23 protein-coding genes and 2 tRNA genes are annotated in these 25,282 nt (G+C 63.5%); 11 read left to right on the forward strand and 14 right to left on the reverse strand.

The genetic code is table 11. The features are described 5' to 3' along the window. Positions 1-186 precede the first annotated feature (186 nt). The 11 genes from PSTAB_RS16580 to PSTAB_RS16630 all read left to right on the forward strand — a co-directional run bounded on the left by PSTAB_RS16580 (position 187) and on the right by PSTAB_RS16630 (position 12,049). Positions 187-1,578 carry a polynucleotide adenylyltransferase PcnB gene (locus PSTAB_RS16580; protein WP_013983862.1) on the forward strand — a complete coding sequence of 464 codons (1,392 nt, stop codon included), beginning with the start codon at positions 187-189 and terminating at the stop codon, positions 1,576-1,578. A gap of 1 nt (position 1,579) precedes the next feature. Next, the gene (gene folK / locus PSTAB_RS16585) at positions 1,580-2,107 is read left to right on the forward strand and encodes a 2-amino-4-hydroxy-6-hydroxymethyldihydropteridine diphosphokinase (RefSeq protein WP_013983863.1); all 528 of its coding nucleotides are present in this window, start codon (positions 1,580-1,582) and stop codon (positions 2,105-2,107) included. Between the two features lie 126 nt (positions 2,108-2,233). Then, positions 2,234-3,034 carry a 3-methyl-2-oxobutanoate hydroxymethyltransferase gene (gene panB, locus PSTAB_RS16590; RefSeq protein ID WP_013983864.1) on the forward strand — a complete coding sequence of 267 codons (801 nt, stop codon included), beginning with the start codon at positions 2,234-2,236 and terminating at the stop codon, positions 3,032-3,034. Next, positions 3,031-3,891, forward strand: coding sequence for a pantoate--beta-alanine ligase (gene panC / locus PSTAB_RS16595; protein ID WP_013983865.1), 861 nt, complete (start codon positions 3,031-3,033; stop codon positions 3,889-3,891). The genes panB and panC overlap by 4 nt, the downstream gene beginning before the upstream one ends. A gap of 82 nt (positions 3,892-3,973) precedes the next feature. Beyond that, positions 3,974-4,354 carry an aspartate 1-decarboxylase gene (gene panD / locus PSTAB_RS16600; RefSeq protein ID WP_011914360.1) on the forward strand — a complete coding sequence of 127 codons (381 nt, stop codon included), beginning with the start codon at positions 3,974-3,976 and terminating at the stop codon, positions 4,352-4,354. Between the two features lie 352 nt (positions 4,355-4,706). Next, the gene (gene pgi / locus PSTAB_RS16605) at positions 4,707-6,371 is read left to right on the forward strand and encodes a glucose-6-phosphate isomerase (RefSeq protein ID WP_013983866.1); all 1,665 of its coding nucleotides are present in this window, start codon (positions 4,707-4,709) and stop codon (positions 6,369-6,371) included. Positions 6,372-6,499: 128 nt separating this feature from the next. After that, complete coding sequence (locus PSTAB_RS16610; RefSeq protein WP_013983867.1) at positions 6,500-7,375, forward strand: oxygenase MpaB family protein; 876 nt, start codon at positions 6,500-6,502, stop codon at positions 7,373-7,375. Positions 7,376-7,436: 61 nt separating this feature from the next. After that, entirely contained in the window at positions 7,437-8,453 is a 1,017-nt protein-coding gene (locus tag PSTAB_RS16615) for a class I SAM-dependent rRNA methyltransferase (RefSeq protein WP_013983868.1), read from the forward strand. Positions 8,454-8,538: 85 nt separating this feature from the next. Beyond that, positions 8,539-11,427, forward strand: coding sequence for a DUF748 domain-containing protein (locus PSTAB_RS16620; RefSeq protein WP_013983869.1), 2,889 nt, complete (start codon positions 8,539-8,541; stop codon positions 11,425-11,427). Next, a complete protein-coding gene (locus tag PSTAB_RS16625; RefSeq protein ID WP_011914365.1) occupies positions 11,427-11,723 on the forward strand; it encodes a DUF2845 domain-containing protein in 297 nt (98 codons plus the stop codon). Before PSTAB_RS16620 ends, PSTAB_RS16625 begins: the two co-directional genes overlap by 1 nt. 17 nt (positions 11,724-11,740) lie before the next feature. Then, positions 11,741-12,049: a DUF2845 domain-containing protein gene (locus PSTAB_RS16630; RefSeq protein ID WP_013983870.1), complete on the forward strand. Its 309-nt coding sequence runs from the start codon at positions 11,741-11,743 to the stop codon at positions 12,047-12,049. Between the two features lie 66 nt (positions 12,050-12,115). Here PSTAB_RS16630 and PSTAB_RS16635 read toward each other — a convergent pair whose 3' ends face one another. From PSTAB_RS16635 to folP, 14 genes are all read right to left on the reverse strand, one after another. After that, positions 12,116-12,481 (reverse strand): BON domain-containing protein, encoded by a 366-nt coding sequence (locus PSTAB_RS16635; RefSeq protein ID WP_013983871.1) that lies wholly within the window; start codon positions 12,479-12,481, stop codon positions 12,116-12,118. 270 nt (positions 12,482-12,751) lie between these two features. Further along, on the reverse strand, positions 12,752-14,857 hold the full coding sequence (gene pnp / locus PSTAB_RS16640) for a polyribonucleotide nucleotidyltransferase (RefSeq protein WP_013983872.1): 2,106 nt from the start codon (positions 14,855-14,857) through the stop codon (positions 12,752-12,754). Positions 14,858-15,024: 167 nt separating this feature from the next. Next, entirely contained in the window at positions 15,025-15,294 is a 270-nt protein-coding gene (rpsO, locus tag PSTAB_RS16645; RefSeq protein ID WP_011914369.1) for a 30S ribosomal protein S15, read from the reverse strand. A 115-nt stretch (positions 15,295-15,409) separates the two neighbouring features. Next, complete coding sequence (gene truB, locus PSTAB_RS16650; RefSeq protein ID WP_011914370.1) at positions 15,410-16,327, reverse strand: tRNA pseudouridine(55) synthase TruB; 918 nt, start codon at positions 16,325-16,327, stop codon at positions 15,410-15,412. A gap of 2 nt (positions 16,328-16,329) precedes the next feature. Continuing rightward, positions 16,330-16,719 carry a 30S ribosome-binding factor RbfA gene (rbfA, locus tag PSTAB_RS16655; RefSeq protein WP_011914371.1) on the reverse strand — a complete coding sequence of 130 codons (390 nt, stop codon included), beginning with the start codon at positions 16,717-16,719 and terminating at the stop codon, positions 16,330-16,332. A gap of 102 nt (positions 16,720-16,821) precedes the next feature. Beyond that, positions 16,822-19,338, reverse strand: a complete 2,517-nt coding sequence (gene infB / locus PSTAB_RS16660; protein WP_013983873.1) for a translation initiation factor IF-2 — start codon at positions 19,336-19,338, stop codon at positions 16,822-16,824. A gap of 28 nt (positions 19,339-19,366) precedes the next feature. Next, entirely contained in the window at positions 19,367-20,848 is a 1,482-nt protein-coding gene (gene nusA, locus PSTAB_RS16665; RefSeq protein WP_011914373.1) for a transcription termination factor NusA, read from the reverse strand. Between the two features lie 47 nt (positions 20,849-20,895). Next, positions 20,896-21,354 (reverse strand): ribosome maturation factor RimP, encoded by a 459-nt coding sequence (rimP, locus tag PSTAB_RS16670; protein WP_013983874.1) that lies wholly within the window; start codon positions 21,352-21,354, stop codon positions 20,896-20,898. A 128-nt stretch (positions 21,355-21,482) separates the two neighbouring features. Next, positions 21,483-21,559, reverse strand: a tRNA-Met gene (locus PSTAB_RS16675). A 94-nt stretch (positions 21,560-21,653) separates the two neighbouring features. Further along, a tRNA-Leu gene (locus tag PSTAB_RS16680) sits at positions 21,654-21,739 on the reverse strand. Between the two features lie 7 nt (positions 21,740-21,746). Continuing rightward, positions 21,747-22,130 (reverse strand): preprotein translocase subunit SecG, encoded by a 384-nt coding sequence (secG, locus tag PSTAB_RS16685; protein WP_013983875.1) that lies wholly within the window; start codon positions 22,128-22,130, stop codon positions 21,747-21,749. 4 nt (positions 22,131-22,134) lie between these two features. After that, complete coding sequence (tpiA, locus tag PSTAB_RS16690; protein WP_041771839.1) at positions 22,135-22,890, reverse strand: triose-phosphate isomerase; 756 nt, start codon at positions 22,888-22,890, stop codon at positions 22,135-22,137. A gap of 65 nt (positions 22,891-22,955) precedes the next feature. Then, on the reverse strand, positions 22,956-24,293 hold the full coding sequence (gene glmM / locus PSTAB_RS16695; protein ID WP_013983877.1) for a phosphoglucosamine mutase: 1,338 nt from the start codon (positions 24,291-24,293) through the stop codon (positions 22,956-22,958). A gap of 10 nt (positions 24,294-24,303) precedes the next feature. Further along, entirely contained in the window at positions 24,304-25,155 is an 852-nt protein-coding gene (gene folP, locus PSTAB_RS16700; protein WP_011914378.1) for a dihydropteroate synthase, read from the reverse strand. Between the last annotated feature and the right edge of the window lie 127 nt (positions 25,156-25,282).

The following is a 25,282-nucleotide window of genomic DNA, read 5'->3' on the forward strand; positions in this document are numbered from 1 at the left end:
CCGCACGCCCCGTCCAGACATTTCCTTCCGCGTTGCACCAGGCAGAACCCTCGTCACGCTACACGCGAAGCTTTTTGACACTACCCTGCGCTTCGTTCACCATCCGGCAGTCCCGGTGCTAGAATCCGCGCAGGTTTCGCGGCTTTCGCGACGCCGGCCCGTCATTCCGCCACACAGTTGCCCCTCATGCTGAAAAAGCTGTTCCAGTCTTTTCGTCTTCCGCTGCGCCGCATCCCGCATCCCCGTCGCACACCTGAAATTCTGTCCAGCCGGCAGCATTCCCTGCATCGCAACGAGATCAGCCGTCATGCGGTGAGCGTGGTCGAGCGCCTGCAGCAGGCCGGCTACGAGGCCTATGTCGTGGGTGGCTGTGTGCGCGATCTGTTGCTGCAGCTCAATCCCAAGGATTACGACGTCGCCACCAGTGCGACCCCGGAACAGGTTCGCGCCGAGTTTCGCAACGCACGCGTGATCGGCCGGCGCTTCAAGCTCGTCCACGTGCACTTCGGCCGCGAGATCATCGAAGTCGCCACCTTCCGCGCCAACCACCCGGAAGAAGACGACGAGGATGCCAGCCAGTTGGCCTCGCGCAACGAGAGCGGGCGCATCCTGCGCGACAACGTCTACGGCACGCTCGAGGACGACGCCCAGCGCCGGGACTTCACCATCAATGCGCTGTACTACGACCCGACCAGCGAGCGCATCCTCGACCACACCCGCGGCGTGCACGACATCCGCAATCGCCTGATCCGCCTGATCGGCGATCCCGAGCAGCGCTACCAGGAAGACCCGGTACGTATGCTCCGCGCGGTGCGCTTCGCCGCCAAGCTCGACTTCGAAATCGAACGCCACAGTGCCGAGCCCATCGCCGACCTGGCCGAGCTGCTCGACGGCATCCCCTCGGCCCGCCTGTTCGACGAGACGCTCAAGCTGTTCCTCGGCGGCAAGGCCGAGCGGACCTTCGAGCTGCTGCTCGAATACGACCTGTTTGCGCCGCTGTTCCCCGCCAGCGCCACCGCGCTGGAGCGCAACCCCGAGTATGCCGGCACGCTGATCCGCAACGCGCTGGCCAATACCGACCTGCGCATCCAGCAGGGCAAGCCGGTGACGCCCGCGTTCCTTTTCGCGGCGCTGCTCTGGCCTGCCCTGCCGGCCCGCGTACTGGAGCTGCAGGACCGCGGCATGCCGCCGATTCCGGCGATGCAGGAAGCCGCCCACGACATCATCTGGGAACAGTGCCAGCGCACCGCGATTCCCAAGCGCTTTACCATCCCCATGCGTGAGATCTGGGACATGCAGGAACGCCTGCCGCGCCGGCAGGGCCGCCGTGCCGACCAGCTTCTGGAGAATCCGCGCTTCCGTGCTGGCTACGACTTTCTCCTGCTGCGCGAAAGCGCGGGCGAGAAGACCGGCGGCCTTGGCGATTGGTGGACCGACTATCAGGAAGCCAACGACAGCGAGCGGCGCAACATGATCCGCGGCCTCAGCGGCAAGGATGACGCCGGCGCGGCCAAGAAACGCCGCCGTGGCGGTCGCCGTCGCCGCACGCCGGGCGACGCCGCCAACCCGGCCGACTGAGATGGAGCGCGTCTACATCGGCCTGGGCAGCAACCTGGCCGATCCCCAGCAGCAGCTGCGTGGTGCTCTGCAGGCGCTGGCCGAACTGCCAGGGAGCAGGCTGGCTGCGGTCTCCTCTCTCTATGCCAGCGACCCGCTCGGGCCCGCCGACCAGCCACGCTACGTCAACGCGGTTGCGGCACTGGAGACCGACCTCGAGCCGCTGGCGCTGCTCGATGCCCTGCAGCGCATCGAACTGGCGCAGGGCCGCGAACGCAAGGCCGAACGCTGGGGCCCGCGCACCCTGGACCTGGATATCCTGCTGTTCGGCGAGCGACTGATCGACCAGCCGCGCCTCCAGGTTCCGCACTATCACATGCAGGCTCGGGCGTTCGTGCTCTACCCGCTGGCCGAGATCGCTCCGCCGGAGCTGGTGCTGGCCGATGGGCGACGGCTCGTCGACCTGCTCGCGGCCTGCCCGTTCCGCGGGCTGGAGCGGCTCGTCAATACGAGTGTCACCGACGCGGTAACGAACGTAACGCGCAGGTAACACTCGCGATTGACTTACTCTGCCGCCGCCGGGACTATAAGCGCCCTCTGCCACCTGCGGCCGTAGCACCCTTCCGGTGCACCGCCCGGCAATCCTGACCTCCGAGGCTCGAAGAGGACGGCATTCATGCCAGACGTAACCCTGACCACGCTGCAAGGGCTCAAGCAGAAGGGCGAGAAGATCGTCATGCTCACCTGCTATGACGCCACCTTCGCCAAGACGGCCTGCGATGCAGGCGTCGAGATGCTGCTGATCGGCGACTCGCTCGGCATGGTCCTGCAAGGTCACGACAGCACCCTGCCGGTCACCGTCGCCGACATGGCCTACCACACCGCCAGCGTCAAGCGTGGCAACCGCGGCGCGATGATCGTCGCCGACCTGCCGTTCATGGCCAACGCGACCACCGAGCAGACCCTGAACAATTCGGCGCTGCTGATGCAGGCCGGCGCCCACATGATCAAGCTCGAGGGCACCGCCTGGCTGGCCGAGTCGATCCGCCTGCTGGCCGACCGCGGCATCCCGGTGTGCGCGCATATGGGGCTGACCCCGCAGGCGGTCAATCTGTTCGGCGGCTACAAGGTGCAGGGGCGCGAAGAAGCCCAGGCACAGCAGATGCTGGAGGATGCCAAGTCGCTGGAAGCAGCCGGCGCCGCCATGCTGCTGCTCGAATGCGTCCCCAGCGAACTGGCCGCGCGCATTACCCGGGCCGTGCAGATCCCGGTGATCGGCATTGGCGCCGGCAGCGATACCGACGGCCAGGTGCTGGTCCTGCATGACATGCTCGGACTGTCGCTCAGCGGCCGCGTGCCGAAGTTCGTGAAGAACTTCATGCGCGAGCACGGCGACATCCCCGCGGCCATCGCCGGCTACGTCAAGGCGGTCAAGGCCGTCGAATTCCCCGCAGCCGAACACGGTTTCTCCGCATGAACGTCGTCAAGACCATCGCCGACCTGCGCGCCGCGGTCGCCCGCGCGCGCGGCGAGGGCAAACGCATCGGTTTCGTGCCGACCATGGGCAACCTCCACGCCGGTCATATCGCGCTGGTGAAGAAAGCCGGCCAGCGCGCCGACTTCGTGGTCGCCAGCATCTTCGTCAATCCGCTGCAGTTCGGTCCCAACGAGGACCTGGACAACTACCCGCGTACGCTCGCGGCGGACCAGGAAAAGCTGTTCGACGCTGGCTGCCACCTGCTCTTCGCGCCCAGCGTGGAGGAGATGTACCCCCACGGCCAGGCCAACCAGACCATCGTGCGCGTACCCGGCGTATCCGAAGGCCTCTGCGGCGGCAGTCGCCCCGGTCATTTCGACGGTGTCTCCACGGTGGTGAGCAAGCTGTTCAACATGGTCCTGCCGGACCTCGCCGTGTTCGGCCAGAAGGATTTCCAGCAGCTGGCGGTGATCCGCACCATGGTGCGCGACCTGAACATGCCGGTGCAGATCCTCTCCGAACCGACCGTGCGGGCCGACGACGGCCTGGCACTGTCCTCGCGCAACGGTTACCTGAGCGCCGACGAGCGCGCCACGGCGCCTGTCCTCTATCGCACGCTGAACCAGCTCAGGGATGCGCTCCAGGGCGGTCGCCGGGACCTTCCCGCGCTGATCGACGAAGGTCTGGAAGCACTGCGCAACGCCGGCCTGCGTCCGGACTACCTGGACATCCGCAATGCCATCGATCTGCAGCCGGTCACCGACGCCTCCAGCGAGTTGGTCATTCTCGCGGCGGCCTACCTGGGCAAGACGCGGCTGATCGACAACCTGCTGGTCGACCTCCGCACATCGGCCTGATCCCTGCCAATTGCCTGCAGCTTGATCGCGTTCGAGGCTTCGGGCACACTCTGCGCCGCTTGCGCACCCGGAGGACCCCGCCATGCACGCCATCATGCTCAAGGCCAAACTGCACCGCGCCCAGGTAACCCACTCGGTGCTCGACTATGAAGGATCCTGCGCCATCGACGGCGAGTGGCTGGACCTGGCCGGTATCCGTGAATACGAACAGATCCAGATCTACAACGTCGACAACGGCGAACGCTTCACCACCTACGCCATCCGCGGCGAGGAAGGCTCCAGGATCATCTCGGTCAATGGCGCCGCCGCCCACAAGGCCGGCGTCGGTCATCGCCTTATCATCTGTGCCTATGCGCACTACAGCGAAGCCGAGCTGGCCAACTTCAAACCCCATGTGCTCTACATGGGCGCCGACGGCGAGCTGAGCCATACCAGCAACGCCATTCCGGTGCAGGTGGCCTGAGCCCGGCCCCACGCCTGCATTGAATCCAAGCCCGAAGTGTTTCGCACTTCGGGCTTTTTCGTTGGGGCTGGGCGACAGCGGTTGGGATGCGGCATGAGCGCGGGCAGAATAGACGGCGAAAGCCCGGAACGCAGCAGGGGTTTTCCCTGTCTGAGCTGTCTCTGATGGCATAGGATGTGCCTCACCGGCTCGGTGAAAGCCGGGTTCGGCCAGCATCCGCAGCATTCAGGAACGAGTGCCGGCGTGCCCGCACGGTCATACACATCACTGAATCCCGAGGCAATCATGGCGCGCTCGCTGCGCGAATTCCCGGGGTTCAGCGGCCTGTCAAAGCAAAGGAAGCCGCATCACCATGAGCTACTACCAGCATCCGCTCGATGTCACCGGCCTGCCGTCCTGGAAGGCCCTGGAAGAACACCGCCTGGCCATGCAGCACTTCAGCATGCGCGAGGCCTTCAAGGCCGACCCGACGCGCTTCGATGACCTGTCGGTTTCCTGCAGCGGCCTGTTCCTCGACTATTCGAAGAACCTCATCACCCCGCAGACCCGCACCCTGCTGGTCAATCTGGCCCGCGAGGCCGGCGTCGAGCAGGCCGCCCGTGCCATGTTCGAGGGCGAACGGATCAATGCGTCGGAGAATCGCCCGGTGCTGCACACGGCCCTGCGCCGTCCCATGGGCGACTCGGTGATGGTCGACGGCAAGAACATCATGCGCGACGTGCACACCGCCCTGGCGCAGATGACCGACATCGTCACCCGCATCCACAACAACCTGTGGCGCGGCTTCAGCGACAAGACCATCACCGACGTCGTGAACATCGGCATCGGTGGCTCGTTCCTCGGCCCACAGCTGGTCTCCGAGGCGCTGCTGCCGTTCACCCAGCACGGCGTGCGGACGCACTACCTGGCCAACATCGACGGCAGCGAATTCCGCGAGGTGACCGCCAAGCTGAATGTCGAGACCACGCTGTTCATTATCTCCAGCAAGACCTTCGGCACCCTCGAGACGCTGAAGAATGCCCAGGCGGCCCGCAACTGGTATCTGGGCAAGGGCGGCACCGAGGAAAAGCTCTACCGCCACTTCATCGCCGTGACCAGCAACAAGCAGGCGGCTGTCGACTTCGGCATTCGCGAGAAGAACATCTTCCCCATGTGGGACTGGGTCGGCGGGCGCTACTCGCTGTGGTCGGCGATCGGCCTGCCCATCGCCCTGGCCATCGGCATGTCCAACTTCAAGGACCTGCTCTCCGGCGCCTACAGCATGGACCAGCATTTCCTCAGCGAGCCGTTCGAAAGCAACATGCCGGTGCTGCTGGCGATGCTCGGCATCTGGTACCACAACTTCTGGGGCGCGCAGAGCTACGCCTTCCTGCCCTACGACCACTACCTGCGCAACTTCGTCAAGCACCTGCAGCAGATGGACATGGAATCCAACGGCAAGAGCGTGCGCCAGGATGGCACGCCAGTGTCCTGCAGCACCGGGCCGGTGATCTGGGGCGGTGTCGGTGCCAACGGCCAGCACGCCTACCACCAGCTGTTGCACCAGGGCACGCCGCTGATTCCAGCCGACTTCATCGTGCCCGTTGTCAGTCACAACCCGGTAGCCGATCACCACGAATGGCTCTATGCCAACTGCCTGTCGCAGAGCCAGGCGCTGATGCTCGGCAAGACCCGCGAAGAAGCCGAAGCCGAACTGCGTGCCAAGGGCCTGAGCGAGGCCGAAGTCCAGCGCCTGGCGCCGCACAAGGTGATTCCGGGCAACCGACCGAGCAACACCCTGGTGATGGAAACCATCAGCCCCGGCCGTCTCGGCGCACTCATCGCGCTGTACGAGCACAAGGTCTTCGTCCAGGGCGTGATCTGGGGCATCAACTCCTTCGACCAGTGGGGTGTCGAGCTGGGCAAGGAGCTGGGCAAGGCCGTTTACAACCAGATGACCCGCTTCGATGCGGCGCCGGCAGAAGACGCCTCGACTCAGGGCCTGATCGACTTCTTCCGCGGCCGTCATCGCGGTTGAACGCACCTGCTGACCGGACGCTGCTGCAGCGTCCGGTCCCCTTCCGTCGCGTGCACCCTGCCCTGCCCGCGGCCGTCGGCGCCTGATCGGGTAACATCGCCAGCTCCCAAGCCTGCAGCGCCGTCACCATGGAATTCATCCGTCGCCCTATCGAAGCACGCGTGCTCAGCCTCACCGGCCTGGCCATCGGCGGGGTGGACTACGAGAACCCGCCGGGCGACCCCGGGCTCTTCGGTCCCGATTCGATCTGCTGGCGCGTGCATGGTGATTTCACCTCGATGATGGTTGGCGGAATCTCCGCGTTGCTGCTGCAGGCCCTGCACCCGCTGGCCCTGGCCGGGGTATGGGATCATTCGAACTTCCGCGAGGACCTGCTCGGCCGACTGCGGCGCACCGGGCAGTTCATTTCCGCCACCACCTTCGGCAGCCATGCAGATGCCGAGCGCCTGATCGAACGGGTACGGCGCATCCACCTGAGCGTGACCGGCACGGCGCCGGATGGCCGAGCCTATGCCGCTTACGACCCCGAGCTGCTGACCTGGGTGCACGTCGCCGAGGTCAGCAGTTTCCTCAAGTCGCACCTGCGTTACCGCGACCCTGACCTCAGCACAGCCGACCAGGATCGTTACTACGCCGAAGTCGCGCTGATCGCCGAGCGCCTCGGCGCAGAAGGCGTGCCACGTTCGCGCGCCGAGGTCGAGACGTACCTCGAACGCCTCCGTCCGCAGCTGCAGATCGACGCGCGCGCACTGGAGATTCTGCAGATACTGCGCACCGCTCCGGCGCCGAGCCCACTGCTGCGGCCGTTCGGCACGCTGATGCTACATGCCGGTATCGAACTGCTGCCGGAATGGGCCTCAGCGATGTTCGGCCCACCGCTGAGCGACACCCGTCGCCAGCTGATTCGCAGCGGGGTACGCCGTACGGCGCCGGTGCTGCGCTGGGCGGTGCGCAGTGCCTCGGTGCACCGCGCGCGCCGCCGCATGGGCCTGCCACCACGCTAGCAGCGGTTGTCGCGCCGCATTTCTTGCTAGACTGCGCGCCCTCCTTTATCGAGCCGCGCGCATGCCCTCTCCAGACCAGGCGCTGCGCGCCGCCTTCGATCGCCGGCGCCCACTGCTCGACCAGCTGCACCAGCAGGGCACCGATTGCTACCGCCTGTTCCATGGCAGCCAGGAAGGTGCTGCCGGCCTGACGGTGGATCGCTACGGGCCGCAGCTGATGGTGCAGAGCTTTCACCAGACGCTTGCAGCAGATGCGTTGCTGCGCATCCATGAGCTGGCCATGGACTCGCTCGAACTGCCGCTGCAGCTCGTCTACAACGACCGCTCGCAGGGCAACTCGCGCATCGACCGCAGCCACGCGGCGTACCAGCCGGACGCCGCCGCGCTGGCCGATCAGGTCGGTCATGAATGGGGGCTCGCCTACCGCGTACGCGGGCGCCACGACGGCCAGGACCCGCTGCTGTTCCTCGACCTGCGCAACGCTCGCGGCTGGGTCAAGCAACACAGTGCCGGCAAGTCGGTGCTCAACCTGTTTTCCTATACCTGCGGCGTCGGGCTCTGCGCTACGGCGGGTGGCGCCCGGGATGTCTGGAACCTCGACTTCGCCGAGCGCAACCTCGCCGTGGGCAGGGAGAATGCAGCGCTGAACCCGGGGCTGGCACCGATGCGCTTCGTCCGCTCCGACTATTTCCCGGCGATCCGCCAACTCGCCGGACTGCCGGTGGCTTCCAGGCGCGGCCGCGCCCTGCCCGACTACCCTCGCCTCGAGCAGCGCCAGTTCGATCTGGTACTGCTCGACCCTCCGGCCTGGGCACGCAGCGCCTTCGGCACGGTGGACCTGCTGCGCGACTACCAGAGCCTGCTGAAACCGGCATTGCTGACCACCGCCGAAGGCGGCGTGCTGATCTGTTGCAACAACTTGGCGAAGGTGCCGATGGACGAATGGCGGACGCAGGTGCTGCGTTGCGCCGACAAGGCGGGCCGGCCGGTACGTGAATGGCAAGTGCTGGCACCGGCGGCGGACTTCCCTTCCCACGACGGGCTGCCCCCACTCAAGACCCTGATTCTGCGGCTTTGAGCGCATTGCCGGTATCGCTCGATTCGGGGAACCGCCTGGCCATGCCATACTCCAAGGCATCCATCCGCCAGGAATACTTCCGGTCATGCCCAATGGAATGAAGCGAGCGTTCACCGGCGTGGCGCTCGTGCTGATCTGCTACAGCCTGCTTGGCTTCCTGATCCTGCCGGGTATCGCCCAGCGCATCGCCAATCAGCAATTGGCCAACTACGCCACCGTACCGGCCAGCCTGCAGCGCATCGAATTCAATCCCTTCAGCCTCGAACTCACCCTGTTCGACCTGCGCATCGGCGCGCAGGACGATCGCCAGCTGGCCTTCGAGCGACTCTACCTCGACCTGCAGTGGAACAGCCTCTGGCAACGCACGCTGCACCTGGCCGCCGTACAGCTGGTAGCGCCGCACGCCGAGGTGCGCTTCGCCGAGGACGGCACCCTGAACCTCGGCCAGCTGTTCGATGTCCCCGAAACGCAGCCATCTGCCGACGACGAGCGCGAACTCTTCCCGCTGCGTATCGACCAGTTGCAACTGGTGCGCGGACACCTCGCCTTCCGTGATCGGCGCCCAAGTGAGCCCATCGAGCTGGTCTACGACTCGCTGGGCCTAGAGCTGCACAACCTTGCCACCCGCACGGACGGCAGCGCCGACGCCCGCCTCACCGCCACAGGTGCAAGCGGCGGACGCATCGACTGGCAAGGCGACCTCAACCTGCAACCGCTGGCCTCGCGCGGCCAGCTGCAGGTCAGCAAACTGCCGCTGAAGGACTTCAGGCCGTACGTGCGCGACGCGGCGCCACTGGTTCTTCGAGATGGCAGTATCGACCTGAGTACCCGCTACCACCTCGACCTCAGCGACGGCCTGGCCCTGACACTGGACAGCGCCCAGGCCGCCGTGGCCCCGCTGGCCCTCGACAGCCCGGACGGGCGCAAGCTGGTTCGCCTGGAGCGGCTCGAGCTGAGCGAAACCACGCTGGACCTGGCCAGGCGTCAGGTCAGCATCGGCAAGCTGCGCAGCCGCCATCTGGAAACCTGGGCCGCCCGCGAGGCCGATGGCGAGCTGGACTGGCAGAAGCTGTTCGCCGCGGGCCCGAGCCCGTCGAATGCTGACGAGCAGACCGCGGACAGCGAAGCCCAGACAGCCGGCGAACCGTGGCAGGTCTTGCTGCAGGATGCTCAGCTGCGCGATTACAGCGTGCACCTGGCCGATCGCGTGCCGGACGACGAGGTCCAGCTCGAACTCGGCCCGCTGAACCTCGACATCAGCGATTTCGACAGCCTCGCAAATCGCCCCTTTTCGCTGAAGCTGGACACCGGGGTCGGCAGGCAGGGGGCGCTCCAGGCCCAGGGGCAGCTGCAACTCAACCCGATCAGCGGTCAGCTGGCGGTGACTACCCGCGATATCGACCTGCGCATCGCCCAGGCCTACCTGAGCCCGCTGGTGAGCCTGGAGCTGCGCAGCGGCATGCTCAGCAGCGAACTACAGGTCGACCTGCAGGGTACCGAGCCGTTGGCCTTCAGCGTACGCGGCAGCGTCGATGCGACCCAGCTGCATACGCTCGACACCATCAACAACCGCGACTTCGTGAAGTGGCAGCGACTGCAGCTCAGCGGCCTGGATTACCAGCATCCGCGCAGCCTGGACATCGAGCGGATCGATCTGCGCCAGCCGTACGCGCGCTTCGTCGTCAACCCGGATCTGAGTACCAACCTCAACGACCTGCTGGTCAAGCGTGACGAACCGGCTGCCCAGGACGCATCCGAGCAGCAGGCCGCGGAACCGCTGGCCATCCGCATCGGCGGGATCAACATCGCCGACGGTTCGGCCAACTTCGCCGACTTCAGCCTGCGCCCGCCGTTCGTTACCGCCATCCAGTCACTCAATGGTGACATCGGCGTCCTGAGCAATCGCGAGCAAAAAGCCGCCTCGGTGAACATCGCCGGCAAGGTGGACCAGTACGCGCCGGTGAGCATCAAGGGCAGTCTGACGCCATTCGATCCGCTGCAGAGCCTGGACATCGCCACCAGCTTCCGCCAGGTCGAGCTGACCACGCTCACGCCGTATTCCGGCAAGTTCGCCGGCTACCGCATCCGCAAGGGCCGCCTCAATCTGGATCTGCATTACCGGATCGAGCAGGGACGGCTGAACGCCGAGAACAAGGTGGTGCTGGAGCAGCTGCAGCTCGGCGAAAAGGTCGACAGTCCCGATGCCGTGGACCTGCCCGTGCGCCTGGCGGTGGCCTTGCTCAAGGACAGCAAGGGCACCATTTCCATCGAGCTGCCGGTTCAGGGCAACCTGAACGATCCCGAGTTCAGCGTCATGCCGATCGTCTGGCAGACGCTGCGCAACCTGGTGGTGCGGGCGGCCCAGGCGCCGTTCAAGTTCATCGCCGGCCTGGCCGGGGGTGGCGATGCCGACCTCAGCCACGTCGCCTTTGCAGCCGCCAGCAGCGAGCTGGACGGCAACGCGCGCAAGACACTGGATACGCTGGCCGCGGCACTGGTGGAGCGCCCGGCCCTGCGGCTTGAGGTTGAAGGCATGGCTAACGCCGCCATCGATGGCCCGATGCTGGCCGAGCAGCGGTTGCAGCAAGAGTTTCGGGAAACCCAGTACAGCATCCTGCAGCGTCGTGGCGACAAGGTTCCGCCAGACCCGGCGGAGATTCGCATCGAAACGAGCGATGAAGCGCCGTTGCTGGAAGGCATCTATCGCAGCCGGCTCAATCAGCAGCCGCCAGCCGAGTGGAAGGAGCTGGACGATGAACAACGCGCCGAGCGGATGCGCCAGGCGGTAATCGACTCCTGGTCTGACAATGCCGCCCTGCTACGCCGTCTGAGCCGCGAGCGGGCCGCCGCGATCAAGGGCTACCTGGTCGACGCGGGCCTGGAGTCCGAGCGCGTGTACCTGCTGGACACCGGAACGACTGAAGAGGCGGATAATGGCCAGGTAGCGACCGTACTGCATCTGGGGAGCGACTGATGAACCTGTACTACCGCCTCGGTGCTGCTGTCCTGCTGATCGCTGCCGCCAGTGCCCAGGCCGACACACTGCGCTGCGGCAGCCAGTTGGTCACGACCGGCGACCGCGCGTTCGAGGTCGAACGCAAGTGCGGCGTGCCGCAACACCGCGACCTGGTCGGCTACAGCCTCAGCCGGAACGACCGGCAGGAATTCAGATTGGAAGAATGGGTCTATGGACCACGCAACGGTATGCTCAGCATCCTGACATTCGAAGGGAACCGCCTGGTTCGTATCGAAACCCGCCGCGCCAATTGAAGCACCTGGAGGCACCGATGCATCGTCGCGCATTGCCCCTGCTGCTCTGCCTGTTGCTGGGCAGCCTGCATGCCAAGGCATCCTCTACCTATCGCTGCAACAGCCGCCTGGTGAGCCTCGATGCGACCACGGCGGAAGTGCTCGCCAAATGCGGCGAGCCAGCCAGCAGCGCACAGCTGGGCTACAAGGAAGTGCTTGACGAATACGGCTATCGACAGGAGGTGGCCGTCGAGGAATGGGTCTACGGGCCGAACAATGGGATGCTGCATTTTCTGCGCTTCGAGGGTAACCGACTGCGGCAGATCGGCAGCCGCCGGGGAGGCTAACGTAAAAAACCCCGCCAATGGCGGGGTTCTTCGATTCGCGGCGCCCGCCAGTGGCGGGCAGCGACGTCACTCGGCGGTCTTCAGACCGTCTGCAGCGACATCACGGACGCCTTTGATGCCCTTGGCTTTGGCAATGGCGGCTTCTTTTTCGGCTTCGGTGGCTACGGTCCCGGTCAGCGAAACCACGCCATCCTTGGTCTCTACTTCGATATCCATGCCGGGGGTGGCGTCTTCAGCCAGCAGCGTGGACTTCACCTTGGTGGTGATCCAGGTATCGGAGGCAGCGTCCCCTGCGTCGTCCATGGTATTGGCAGCGAGCATGACGGTGTCGGTCTTGTCGATTGCAGGCGTGTCGGCCAGCGCAGCACCTGCGAAAGGCAGGCTGAGAGCGGCGGCAATGGCGGCGGCGGTAAGGGTCTGAGTAGTCTTCATAGATGTCACTCCTGTTCTCGTGATTTCTGGGGCATGACTCCGGCCTCAGATGCACAGATAACAGCGCAAGCGGTGTGCCAACTCTGTCACATATTTTTTTCCTTTAGAATCAATTGCTTATAGATAAGCGAAAACCCTGACGACTTGCACAATGCAAGTTTGCGCGTGGCACTGCTTGCAACTTGCAATATCGGGCGGAGCTGCGGACACGCGGCGAACAGGCAAACAAAAAGGGCCCAGAGGGCCCTTTCTGTTGACTGCCAGGTTGCCTCAGACGCCCGAGGCTTCCGCTGCAGCCACGTCCTTGATGGACAGCTTGATGCGGCCGCGGTTATCCACGTCCAGCACCAGCACCTTCACTTCCTGACCTTCTTTCAGCACATCGGTGACTTTCTCGATGCGCTGATCGCTGATCTGCGAGATGTGCACCAGGCCATCCTTGCCCGGCAGGATGTTGACGAAGGCACCGAAGTCGACGATGCGCTCAACCTTGCCGACGTAGATCTTGCCGATCTCGGCTTCGGCCGTGATGCTCAGCACGCGCTGCTTGGCCGCCTCGGCCGCTTCCTTGGTTTCGCCGAAGATCTTGATCGAGCCGTCGTCTTCGATATCGATCGAAGCCTTGGTCTCTTCACAGATCGCACGAATGGTGGCGCCACCCTTGCCGATCACGTCGCGGATCTTGTCCTGATCGATCTTCATCGCCAGCATGGTCGGTGCGTTGGCCGACAGCTCGCTGCGCGACTGGGCAATGACCTGGTTCATCTGGCCAAGGATGTTCAGACGCGCTTCCAGGGCCTGGCCCAGGGCGATCTCCATGATCTCTTCGGTGATGCCCTGGATCTTGATGTCCATCTGCAGAGCGGTCACGCCCTTGGCAGTACCGGCCACCTTGAAGTCCATGTCGCCCAGGTGATCTTCGTCACCCAGGATGTCGGTCAGGACTGCGAACTTCTCACCTTCCTTGACTAGACCCATGGCGATACCGGCAACCGGCGCCTTCATCGGTACACCGGCATCCATCAGCGCCAGCGAGGCACCGCAGACCGACGCCATGGAACTGGAGCCGTTGGATTCGGTGATCTCCGACACCACGCGAATGGTGTACGGGAACTCGTCGGCATTCGGCAGCATGGCGGCGACGCCACGACGGGCCAGACGGCCATGGCCGATCTCGCGGCGCCCGGTAGCGCCCATGCGACCGCACTCGCCGACCGAATAGGGCGGGAAGTTGTAGTGCAGCATGAAGGCGTCTTTCTTCTCGCCTTCCAAGGTATCCAGCAGCTGAGCGTCGCGTGCGGTACCGAGGGTGGCGACGACCAGCGCCTGGGTTTCGCCACGGGTGAACAGTGCCGAGCCGTGGGTCTTGTCCAGCACGCCGACTTCGATGGCCAGCGGACGCACGGTACGGGTGTCGCGACCGTCGATACGCGGTTTGCCGTTGACGATGTTCTCGCGCACGGTGCGGTATTCGATCTCGCCGAAGGCATCCTTCACTTCGCCGGCGGAAGGCTGACCTTCCTCACCGGAGAACTTGGCCACGACCTGCTCGCGCAGCTCGTCCAGACGGGCATAGCGCTGCTGCTTGATGGTGATGGTATAGGCTTCGGAGATGGCGGCACCGAACTCGCTGCGGATGGCATCCAGCAGCGCGGTGTTGGCCTGCGGAGCAGTCCAGTCCCAGCGCGGCTTGCCGGCTTCGGCGGCGAGTTCTTCCACGGCCTTGATCACGGCCTGGAACTCGTCATGGGCGAACAGCACAGCGCCCAGCATCTGGTCTTCGGTCAGCTCCTTGGCTTCCGACTCGACCATCAGCACGGCGTCCTTGGTGCCGGCCACGACCATGTCCAGGCTGGAGGCCTTGAGCTGCTCGTAGTTCGGGTTCAGCAGGTAGCCGGTTTCCGGATGGAAGGCCACGCGCGCGGCGCCGATGGGGCCGTCGAACGGAATACCGGAAACGGCCAGAGCGGCCGAAGTACCGATCATCGCGGCGATGTCCGGATCGGTCTTCTTGCTGGTGGAGACGACGGTGCAGATGACCTGCACTTCGTTCTGGAAGCCTTCCGGGAACAGCGGACGGATCGGACGATCGATCAGACGCGAGGTCAGGGTTTCCTTCTCGGAAGGACGTGCCTCACGCTTGAAGAAGCCGCCGGGGATCTTGCCGGCTGCGTAGGTCTTCTCCTGGTAATGCACGGAGAGCGGGAAGAACCCCTTGCTCGGATCGGCCGACTTGGCACCGACCACGGTGACCAGCACGCTGACGTCGTCATCGACGGTGACCAGCACGGCGCCGGAGGCCTGGCGGGCGATGCGACCCGTCTCGAGGGTTACGGTCGACTGACCGAACTGAAACTTCTTGATTACCGGATTCACGGTTTTTCCTTCTCTTTGTTGCCTTGGGGAAATCGGCAGAACGCACGGGAGTCGGCCCGAAGCGACCTGCAAGAAAGCCGAAAGCTGGAAGACCGAAGCTGATTGCGCGGGTTGTCCCGGCTTTCAACTTCAGGCTTCCAGCTTCCGGCTTCCAGCTCGGGTGCGTCTTAGCGACGCAGACCCAGACGACCGATCAGGGCGCTGTAACGAGTGGTGTCCTTACCCTTCAGGTAATCCAGCAGCTTGCGACGCTGGTTGACCATGCGGATCAGACCACGACGGGAGTGGTGGTCTTTGCCGTTGGCCTTGAAGTGGTCCTGCAGCTTGTTGATGTTGGCGGTCAGCAGGGCTACCTGCACTTCCGGAGAACCGGTATCGCCTTCAGCTTGCTTGTACTCGTTAACGATCTGGGCTTTTTCTTCAACGCTCAGTGCCATGGTAGGGCTCCTTGAGTGAACAGGCCGGGGATTGACCCCGTGTTTAATAAAGAGGCATGACCGTGCCTGCTGACAGCCACCCTCTGACGCAACGCGCGAACGCGCTGCGTACCGGTCATTCCGACCGAATCAGTCGACGCGGCGCAATACGCCCGTCTTCGCTCACCTCGCCGATACCGATGAAGCGGCCATTGTTGTCCTGCACGCGCACCATGCCATACTTCGGTGCCTCCGGTGCCCGCACCGGTTGCCCGTGCAGCCAGTAGTAGGCGCTGTGCTCGGAAAGCTGCAGCAGCGGCCAATGCTCCAATCCGCTGTCCACCGGTTGCAGAAGGGCATCCAGCGCCTCGGCACCACCTTCGCCATGCAAACGCTCAAGCGTTTCGAGCGTCACCGTCTGCGACAGGTCGAACGGACCGGCCTGGGTGCGCCGCAGTTCAGCGACATGCGCGCCGCAGCCAAGCTGCTGGCCTAGATCCTCGACCAGCGTGCGGATATAGGTGCCCTTGCTACAGGCGACGGCCAGGCGAGCCTTGTCGCCTTCGAGCGCGAGCAACTCCAAGCGCGCAATATTAACAGAACGCGGCTCGCGCTCCACCACCTCTCCGGCACGCGCTAGTTTGTACAACGGCTGGCCGTCGCGCTTGAGCGCCGAATACATCGGCGGCACCTGCAGGATGTCGCCACGGAACTGCGGCAACAGCGCCTCCAGCTGCTCGCGCGTCACCGCGACCGGCTTGCGTTCCAGCACTTCGCCTTCGGCATCGGCGGTGGTAGTGGTCACGCCGAGCTGCATGACCGTTTCGTAGGCCTTGTCCGCATCCAGGAGGTACTGCGAGAACTTCGTGGCCTCGCCGAAACACAGCGGCAACACCCCCGTCGCCAATGGATCGAGGCTGCCGGTATGGCCGGCCTTTTCAGCATTGAGCAGCCAGCGAACCTTCTGCAGCGCAGCGTTGGAGGTAAACCCGCGCGGCTTGTCGAGCAGGATGATGCCGCTGACGTCGCGACGTACACGCTTGACCTGGGCCACGCTTATTCTCCGCGCTCGTCGCTGTGCTTGCGATCTTCGGCAACCGCCCTTTCGATCAGCGAGCTCAGCTCGACACCGCGACGGATGCTGGCGTCGTAGTTGAAATGCAGCTGCGGAACAGTGCGCAACTTCATGCTCTTGCCCAGCTGCATGCGCAGGAATCCGGCAGCATCGTTGAGGATGCGCAGGTTGCCCTTGATTGCTTCCTGATCGTCGTCTTGCCCCATGATGGTAATGAAGATCTTTGCATGGGACAGATCGCGACTGACGTCGACCGCGGTGATGGTAATCAGGCCCAGGCGCGGATCCTTGATCTCACGCTGGATAAGCAGCGCCAATTCGCGCTGCATCTGATCGCCGATACGCTGGGTACGACTGAATTCTTTGGCCATAAATTTCTACCCGATTAAAAGCCGAAAGCTGGAAGCTCGAAGCAGTAACCGCACCCAGGCGGCCACCGACTCCTTGCTCCCAGCTTTCAGATTGACGCTTGCTTACAGCGAACGCGCCACTTCGACCTTCTCGAACACTTCGATCTTGTCGCCGACCTTGACGTCGTTGTAGCTCTTCACGCCGATACCGCATTCCATGCCGGCGCGGACTTCCGCGACGTCATCCTTGAAGCGGCGCAGCGATTCCAGTTCGCCTTCGAAGATCACGACGTCGTCGCGCAGCACGCGGATCGGACGATTGCGGTGCACCATGCCCTCGGTGACCATGCAACCGGCGATTGCGCCGAACTTCGGCGAACGGAACACGTCACGCACTTCGGCGATGCCGAGGATGTTCTCGCGAACGTCACTGCCGAGCATACCGGTGAGCGCCTTCTTGACGTCTTCGATGATGTCGTAGATGACGTTGTAGTAGCGCATGTCCAGGCCTTCGGCCTCGACGATCTTGCGCGCGCCCGCATCGGCACGAACGTTGAAGCCGAACAGCACCGCATTGGACGCCAGTGCCAGGTTGGCATCGGATTCGGTGATACCACCGACACCGCCACCGACCACGCGCACCTGCACCTCGTCGTTGCCCAGGCCGTTGAGCGACCCTTGCAGCGCTTCGAGCGAACCACGCACGTCGGCCTTGAGCACGATGTTGAGCGTCTTCTTCTCGTCCTGACCCATGGTCTCGAAGATGTTCTCGAGCTTGCCGGCGTGAGCGCGGGCCAGCTTCACTTCGCGGAACTTGCCCTGACGGAACAAGGCGACTTCGCGGGCCTTCTTCTCGTCGGCGACCACGGTGAGATCGTCACCGGCTTCCGGCGTACCGTCCAGACCAAGGATCTCCACCGGAATGGCCGGACCGGCTTCCTTCACCGGCTTGCCATTCTCGTCGAGCATGGCCCGTACGCGGCCGAAGTTCACACCACACAGGACCATATCACCCTGGCGCAGCGTACCGTCCTGAACCAGGACGGTGGCGACCGGGCCACGCCCCTTGTCCAGGCGCGATTCGACCACCACACCGCGACCCGGAGCCGAAGGCGTTGCCTTCAGTTCAAGAATCTCGGCCTGCAGCAGCACCGCTTCGAGCAGCTCGTCGACACCGGTACCGACCTTGGCGGAAACCGGGATGAACGGTGTATCGCCGCCCCACTCTTCCGGAATCACATCCAGCGCGGCCAGGCCGTTCTTGATGTTGTCCGGGTTGGCTTCCGGCTTGTCGATCTTGTTCACCGCGACCACGATCGGAACACCCGCCGCCTTGGCGTGCTGCACCGCTTCCTGGGTCTGCGGCATGACGCCGTCGTCGGCGGCCACGACCAGAATCACGATATCGGTGGCCTTGGCACCGCGTGCACGCATGGCGGTAAACGCCGCGTGGCCCGGGGTATCAAGGAAAGTGACCATGCCACGCTCGGTCTCGACGTGATAGGCACCGATGTGCTGGGTGATACCACCGGCTTCGCCGACCGCCACCTTGGCACGACGAATGTAGTCGAGCAGCGAGGTCTTGCCATGGTCGACGTGACCCATGACGGTCACGACCGGCGCACGGGCGACCGACTCGCCTTCGAACTTCAGCAGCTCGGCCAGCTGCTCTTCCAGCGCGTTGTCGCTGACCAGCTTGACCTTGTGGCCCAGTTCTTCGGCGACCAGTTGAGCGGTCTCCTGATCCAGCACTTGGTTGATGGTGACCGGCGAACCCATCTTGAACATGAACTTGATGACTTCGGCCGCTTTCACCGACATCTGCTGGGCCAGTTCGGCCACAGTGATGGTCTCGCCGATCGACACTTCACGCACGACTGGTCCTGTTGGGCTCTGGAACCCATGCTGGTTACGCTTCTTGAGCTTGCTCTTGCCACCACGGCCCCCGCGACGGAAGCCATCGGCTTCGTCTTCACCGCTACGTACGGTACGCGCCAACGGCGCCTTGGTCTTGAGCGAGGGACGATGCTGCGCATGCTTGCGATCACGACGCTCGTCGTCATCGCTGCGAGGTTTCTCGACGCGCCGCGGCTCTTCCTTCTTGCGCTCCGGGGCAGGTGCAGCAGCTTCTACCACCGCCGCCACTACCTGCGCCGGCTCGGTGCTCGACGCCGACTCGGCAGCGGCCGGAGCAGCCGTTTCGGCAGTCTGGGCCTTGGCCGCTTCGGCCTGGCGACGCGCCTCTTCTTCGGCACGCTCGCGAGCCTCTTGCTCAGCCTTCAGACGGGCAGCCTCTTCGGCAGCACGCTGCTCCTCGAGTTCGCGGCGCTGTTCGGCCTCGATCTCCTCGGCGCTACGCTTGACGAAGGTCTTCTTCTTGCGAACTTCGACGCTGATGGTCTTGCTGCCGCCCACTTTCAACTTGGTGGTGGTCTTGCGCTGCAATGTGATCTTGCGCGGCTCGTCCACCTTTGCCCCATGGCTGCTTTTCAGATGCGCCAACAGGGCCTGCTTCTCGTTATCGGTCACTACTTGCTCGGCGCTGGTGTGCGACAGTCCTGCCTCACGCATCTGCTGAAGCAGTCGCTCGACCGGTGTGTCGACCACCTGGGCCAGTTCTTTCACCGTGACTTGCGTCATGCATTTCTCTCCTCAGGCCGCTAAATACTTACTCGAACCAATGGGCTCGGGCGGCCATGATCAGCTTGCCGGCACGTTCTTCATCGATGCCGTCTATGTCGAGCAGGTCGTCGATCGACTGCTCGGCCAGGTCTTCGCGGGTGATGACGCCCCGCACGGCCAACTCGACCGCCAGTTCTTTATCCATGCCATCGAGTGCCAGCAGATCTTCAGCTGGCTGAGCATCCGCCAGCTTCTCTTCGTTGGCGATGGCCTTGGTCAGCAGGCGATCTTTGGCCCGCGTACGCAGCTCATTGACGATGTCCTCGTCGAAGCCTTCGATGCCAAGCATTTCCTCCATGGGGACGTAGGCAATCTCTTCGAGGGAGGTGAAGCCCTCTTCCACCAGGACCTGCGCCAGCTCTTCATCCACGTCCAGCTCTTCGATGAAGTTGCGCAGAATGTCGCCGGTCTCTTCCTGCTGCTTGGCCTGGATATCCGCTTCGGTCATGACATTGAGTGTCCAGCCGGTCAGCTGACTGGCCAGGCGCACGTTCTGACCGCCGCGCCCGATGGCTTGGGCCAGGTTGTCCTCAGCGACTGCGATATCCATGGCATGCGCGTCTTCGTCGACGATGATCGCCGCGACTTCCGCCGGCGCCATGGCATTGATGACGAACTGTGCCGGGTTCTCGTCCCACAGCACGATATCGACGCGCTCGCCACCGATCTCTCCCGATACCGCCTGTACGCGCGAACCACGCATGCCGATGCAAGCGCCCTGGGGATCGATTCGCTTGTCCTTGGAGCGCACGGCAATCTTGGCGCGCGAGCCCGGATCCCGCGAGGCGCCCATCACTTCGATCAGGCCTTCGGCGATCTCCGGCACCTCGATGCGGAACAGCTCGATCAGCATCTGCGGCGCAGTACGCGACAGGATCAGTTGCGGGCCGCGGTTCTCGGTGCGGATTTCCTTGAGCAGCGCACGAACGCGGGCGCCAACCCGGAAAGTCTCGCGGGCAATGATGTCTTCACGGGCCAGCAGGGCCTCGGCGTTGTTACCGAGGTCGACGATGACGCTGTCACGAGTGACCTTCTTCACCGTACCGGAAATGATCTCGCCGACGCGGTCGCGATAGGCCTCAACGACCTGTGCGCGCTCGGCCTCGCGCACCTTCTGCACGATGACCTGCTTGGCGGTCTGCGCCGCGATCCGGCCGAACTCGATGGACTCGATCTTTTCTTCGAACACGTCACCGAGCTTGGCGTCCGGATTGCGTTCCTGAGCCTGATCGAGCGCCAGCTGGTGAGCCGGGTCCTCGAAGTGCTCATCGTCGACGACCGTCCAACGACGGAAGGTTTCGTAGCTGCCGTTGTGGCGATTGATTTCCACACGCAGATCAACATCGTCCTCGTAGCGCTTCTTGGTAGCCGTGGCCAACGCCAGCTCCAGCGCCTCGAAAATCACACTTGCCGGTACGCCCTTTTCATTGGACACCGACTCCACAACCAGCAGTACTTCTTTGCTCATCGTACGCCTCGCCTTTCGCAATCCATTGGGGTCCGCGGGATCCGCTCTCAGTCAAAACGGGGAATTATGTTGGCCTTATCGATCATGTCGATCGGCAGCAGGTATTCATGGTCATCCACCAGCACCACGACATCCTGCTCTTCCACCCCACGGAGAAGACCCTGGAAATTGCGCCTGCCCTCGAAGGGCGAGCGCAGCTTAATTTTTACCTGATCACCGACATGGGCCACGTACTGTTCAATGGTGAACAGGGGCCTATCCATACCGGGAGAAGAAACCTCAAGGGTGTAGTCCACGCTGATCGGATCTTCCACATCGAGCACGCCACTCAGCTGACGACTCACCTTCTCGCAATCGTCGATGAGAATGCCGTTGGCATGATCGATATAGACTCGCAGCAGTGAATGCCGCCCCTGGGAAATGAACTCAATGCCCCAGCACTGATAGCCAAGCGCCTCAACCACCGGGGCCAACAAGGCCTGCAACTGTTCTAGCTTGCTCGACATCGAAGTCCCTCGCGCATGCTGTACAAATGAAAAATGGGCGAAACGCCCATCCCTTTTGACCGCCTGTAAATGCCGGCGACCTGGCCTCAAGCTAATAAAAAGCCCCTGTACAGGGGCTCTTTATCGACTGGTTGCGGGGGCTGGATTTGAACCAACGACCTTCGGGTTATGAGCCCGACGAGCTACCAGACTGCTCCACCCCGCGTCAAACTGGGCACGAATTATACGACCCGCGACCAACACCGGTCAACCGAAACCCTTAAACACAAGAAAGCCCGCACTAGGCGGGCCTGCTTGTTTGGTACCGAGGAGGGGACTCGAACCCCTACAGCCTATGGCCACTACCACCTCAAGGTAGCGTGTCTACCAATTCCACCACCTCGGCAAAAACCTTATTGCCCTTCTTCCACCTCAGGCAGATCACCTGCAGTATCCGCCGGCTTGCGCTGCTCGAGCACAGGCACATCCTCAACCGCTGGCTTGCTGGCCGGCACTTCCAGCACAGCTGGATCCGGCAGCCCCGCCTGGGACAACTGATCAGCTTGCTGCTTGGCGAAAAAGGCCAGACCCAGGCTGGTCAGAAAAAAAACGCCGGCAAGTATAGCAGTAAACCGACTCAGAAAGGTAGCAGAACCTTGGCTTCCGAAAACAGTTGCCGAAGCACCCGAACCGAAAGACGCACCAGCGTCCGCACCCTTGCCCTGCTGCAGCAGCACCAGCGCAACCACACCAAGAGCAACCAGCAGATGCACCACAATCACAACAGTCTGCAACATCTGTTCAGTTCCCCGCGGCGCGACAGATCGCACCGAATTCATCCGCTTTCAGAGAGGCTCCACCAACCAGCCCCCCATCAATATCCGCCATGGCGAACAGCTCAGCGGCATTGTCCGCCTTCACGCTGCCACCATACAGCAGCCTTACACCTTCGGCGACGCGACGATCGCTGCGTGCCAGTTGATCGCGAATGGCGGCATGCACCTCTTGCGCCTGCTCAGGCGTAGCCGTCAAGCCAGACCCGATGGCCCAGACGGGCTCATACGCAATCACTGCAGACTGGAACGCCTCGACACCTTGATCATCGAGAACCCGCCCCAACTGCCGCGCCACCACTTCCAGCGTTCTTCCAGCCTCGCGCTCCTCGAGCGTCTCACCGAGGCACAGCACAGGCTTCAAACCGCCCGCCTGAGCTGCCGCAAATTTCTGGCTGACCACCTCGTCCGTCTCACCCAATACCAGGCGGCGCTCAGAGTGCCCAACCAATACCCACTCACAACCGAGATCAACCAACTGGTCGGCCGAAACCTCGCCAGTCAGCGCCCCGAAACCCGACTGCAAGGCACAATCCTGAGCACCGACGGAAACTTGCGCCCCATCGACAACATCCAGGACCTGACTGACATGCACAAAGGAGGGAAACACCGCAATCTCAACCGCTGCAGGCAGTGCCTGACGCTGAAAAGACTCGATCAGCTCTGCGACGCTAGCGCGGGTACCGTTCATTTTCCAGTTACCAGCTACCATGGGGCGACGCATGCTTTACCTCATCGGTCAAAGTGGGCGCAGATGTTACTCAACGACTGCGCCCCTGGCAAGCGCGTTCACGCACAAACTTCGGTAACGACCTTGGCCAGCTCTTCCGCCATGCCGCGCACCTGTATTTCGTCGTCACCCTCAACCATTACCCGCACCAGCGGCTCGGTGCCGGACTTGCGCAGCAACACGCGTCCGCGCCCACCCATGCGCTCTGTGACGCTGTCGCAGGCAGCCTTGACGCTGGGATGCGCGATCGGATCTCTATCGCCGGAGAAGCGCACATTGATCAGCACCTGCGGACACTTGTGCCACGCCAGACGCTCCTGAGCGAGGGTCTGGCCACGCCGGCGCAGCGCCAGGACTACTTGCAAGGCCGCGATGATCGCGTCGCCAGTAGTGGTGTGCTGGGCGCAGACGATGTGTCCCGAATTCTCGCCACCGAGAACCCACCCCTTATCCAGCATCTCGGCAATCACGTAACGATCACCCACCTTGGCCCGGCAGAACGGAATCTCGCGCGCCTTAAGGGCGAGCTCGAGCCCGAGGTTGCTCATCAGGGTACCGACGACTCCGCCGGTCAAGCGTTCGCGTTCCTGCAGATCGGTCGCGATGATGTAGAGCAACTCGTCACCATCAACGACCGCACCGGTATGGTCGACCATCATCACCCGATCGCCATCTCCGTCAAAGGCGATCCCGAGATCAGCCCCATGCTCCACCACCGCCTTTTGCAACTGGCCAACATGGGTGGAGCCGACATCGGCATTGATGTTCAGCCCGTCCGGCTGCGCGCCGATCACTACAACCTCGGCTCCCAGCTCGCGAAATACGCTGGGCGCTACCTTGTATGTAGCACCATGGGCGCAATCGATGACCAGCTTGAGCCCGGAGAAGTCGGTACTGGTCGGCACGCTGCTCTTGCAGAACTCGATGTAGCGACCGGCCGCATCGTTGATCCGCGATGCCTTTCCCAGCTGTGCCGACTCGACCACAGTCATCGGCGTATCGATCAGCTCCTCGATCATCAGCTCGACCTCGTCGGGAAGCTTGGTTCCGCGACCGGAAAAGAACTTGATGCCGTTGTCGTGATGGGGATTATGCGAGGCGCTGATGACGATGCCGGCCTCGGCATGGAAGGTACGCGTCAGGTAAGCAACCGCTGGCGTCGGCATCGGCCCCAGCAGCAACACATCGGCGCCCGCAGCCGACAGCCCCGCCTGCAGCGCCGACTCGAACATGTAGCCCGAAATACGGGTGTCCTTGCCGATCAGGATGCGGCACTTGCCCTGCTTGCGGAAGGCCATGCCTGCCGCCCAGCCCAGCTTGAGCATGAAATCCGGGGTAATAGGCGCTTGCCCAACATGTCCGCGAATGCCGTCGGTGCCGAAATACTTTCTAGTCATGGTGTCTTCCCTACTCTGCCGCCTGCACTGCAGCGATCATTCGAATTACGTCAACCGTCTCGGCCACATCGTGCACCCGCACGATCTGCGCCCCCTTGCTGACGGCCAGGGCCGCCAGCGCAAGGCTGCCATACAGCCGCTCACCCACCGGACGCCCCAGCACGCCACCGATCATGCTCTTGCGCGACACGCCCACCAGCAGCGGACGCCCCAGCCGGTGAAGCTTTTCCATATGCTTGAACAGCACGAGGTTGTGATTCAGCGTCTTGGCAAAGCCGAACCCCGGATCAAGCACGATGCGCTCTGCCGGAATGCCTGCCGCTGCGCACGCCGCCATTCGCTCACCTAGGAACGACGCAACTTCCGCAGTGATATCGTCGTAGCGCGGATCGTCCTGCATATCCCCGGGCTCGCCGCGCATGTGCATGAGACAGACCGGCAAACCGGTGTCGGCCGCTGCATCCAATGCACCATCGCGTCGTAGCGAGCGCACGTCGTTGATCAAACCGGCGCCGAGCCGCGCGCACTCGCGGATCACCGCAGGCGTTGAGGTGTCCACCGAGATCACGACATCCAGCTCGCCGGCAATGGCCTCGACAATGGGGGCGACCCGCTCCAGCTCCTCGGTCGGCGAAACTGAACGCGCGCCCGGACGGGTCGACTCCCCCCCCACATCGATCAGCGTAGCCCCTGCTGCAACCATCGCCTGGGCGTGCCGCAATGCCGCATCGCGCTCGGCGAAGCGACCACCATCGGAAAAGGAATCGGGGGTGACATTGAGAATCCCCATGACATGGGGACGGGAAAGATCGAGGGCTCGACTGCCGCAGACCAGTCGAGCAGGTGAAGACGAGTTGTTCATTCACGAGCCTTGTACGTTCAGGCCGGACGCCCTGGGCAGGCGATCCACGCCAGCTGCACCACCATGGCACAACGGGGTGGACAATTTACACCAGAAGGGGCGCCTATGCGCCCCTTCTGGATACAGC

This window comes from Stutzerimonas stutzeri (genome assembly GCF_000219605.1).
Lineage (GTDB): Bacteria > Pseudomonadota > Gammaproteobacteria > Pseudomonadales > Pseudomonadaceae > Stutzerimonas > Stutzerimonas stutzeri.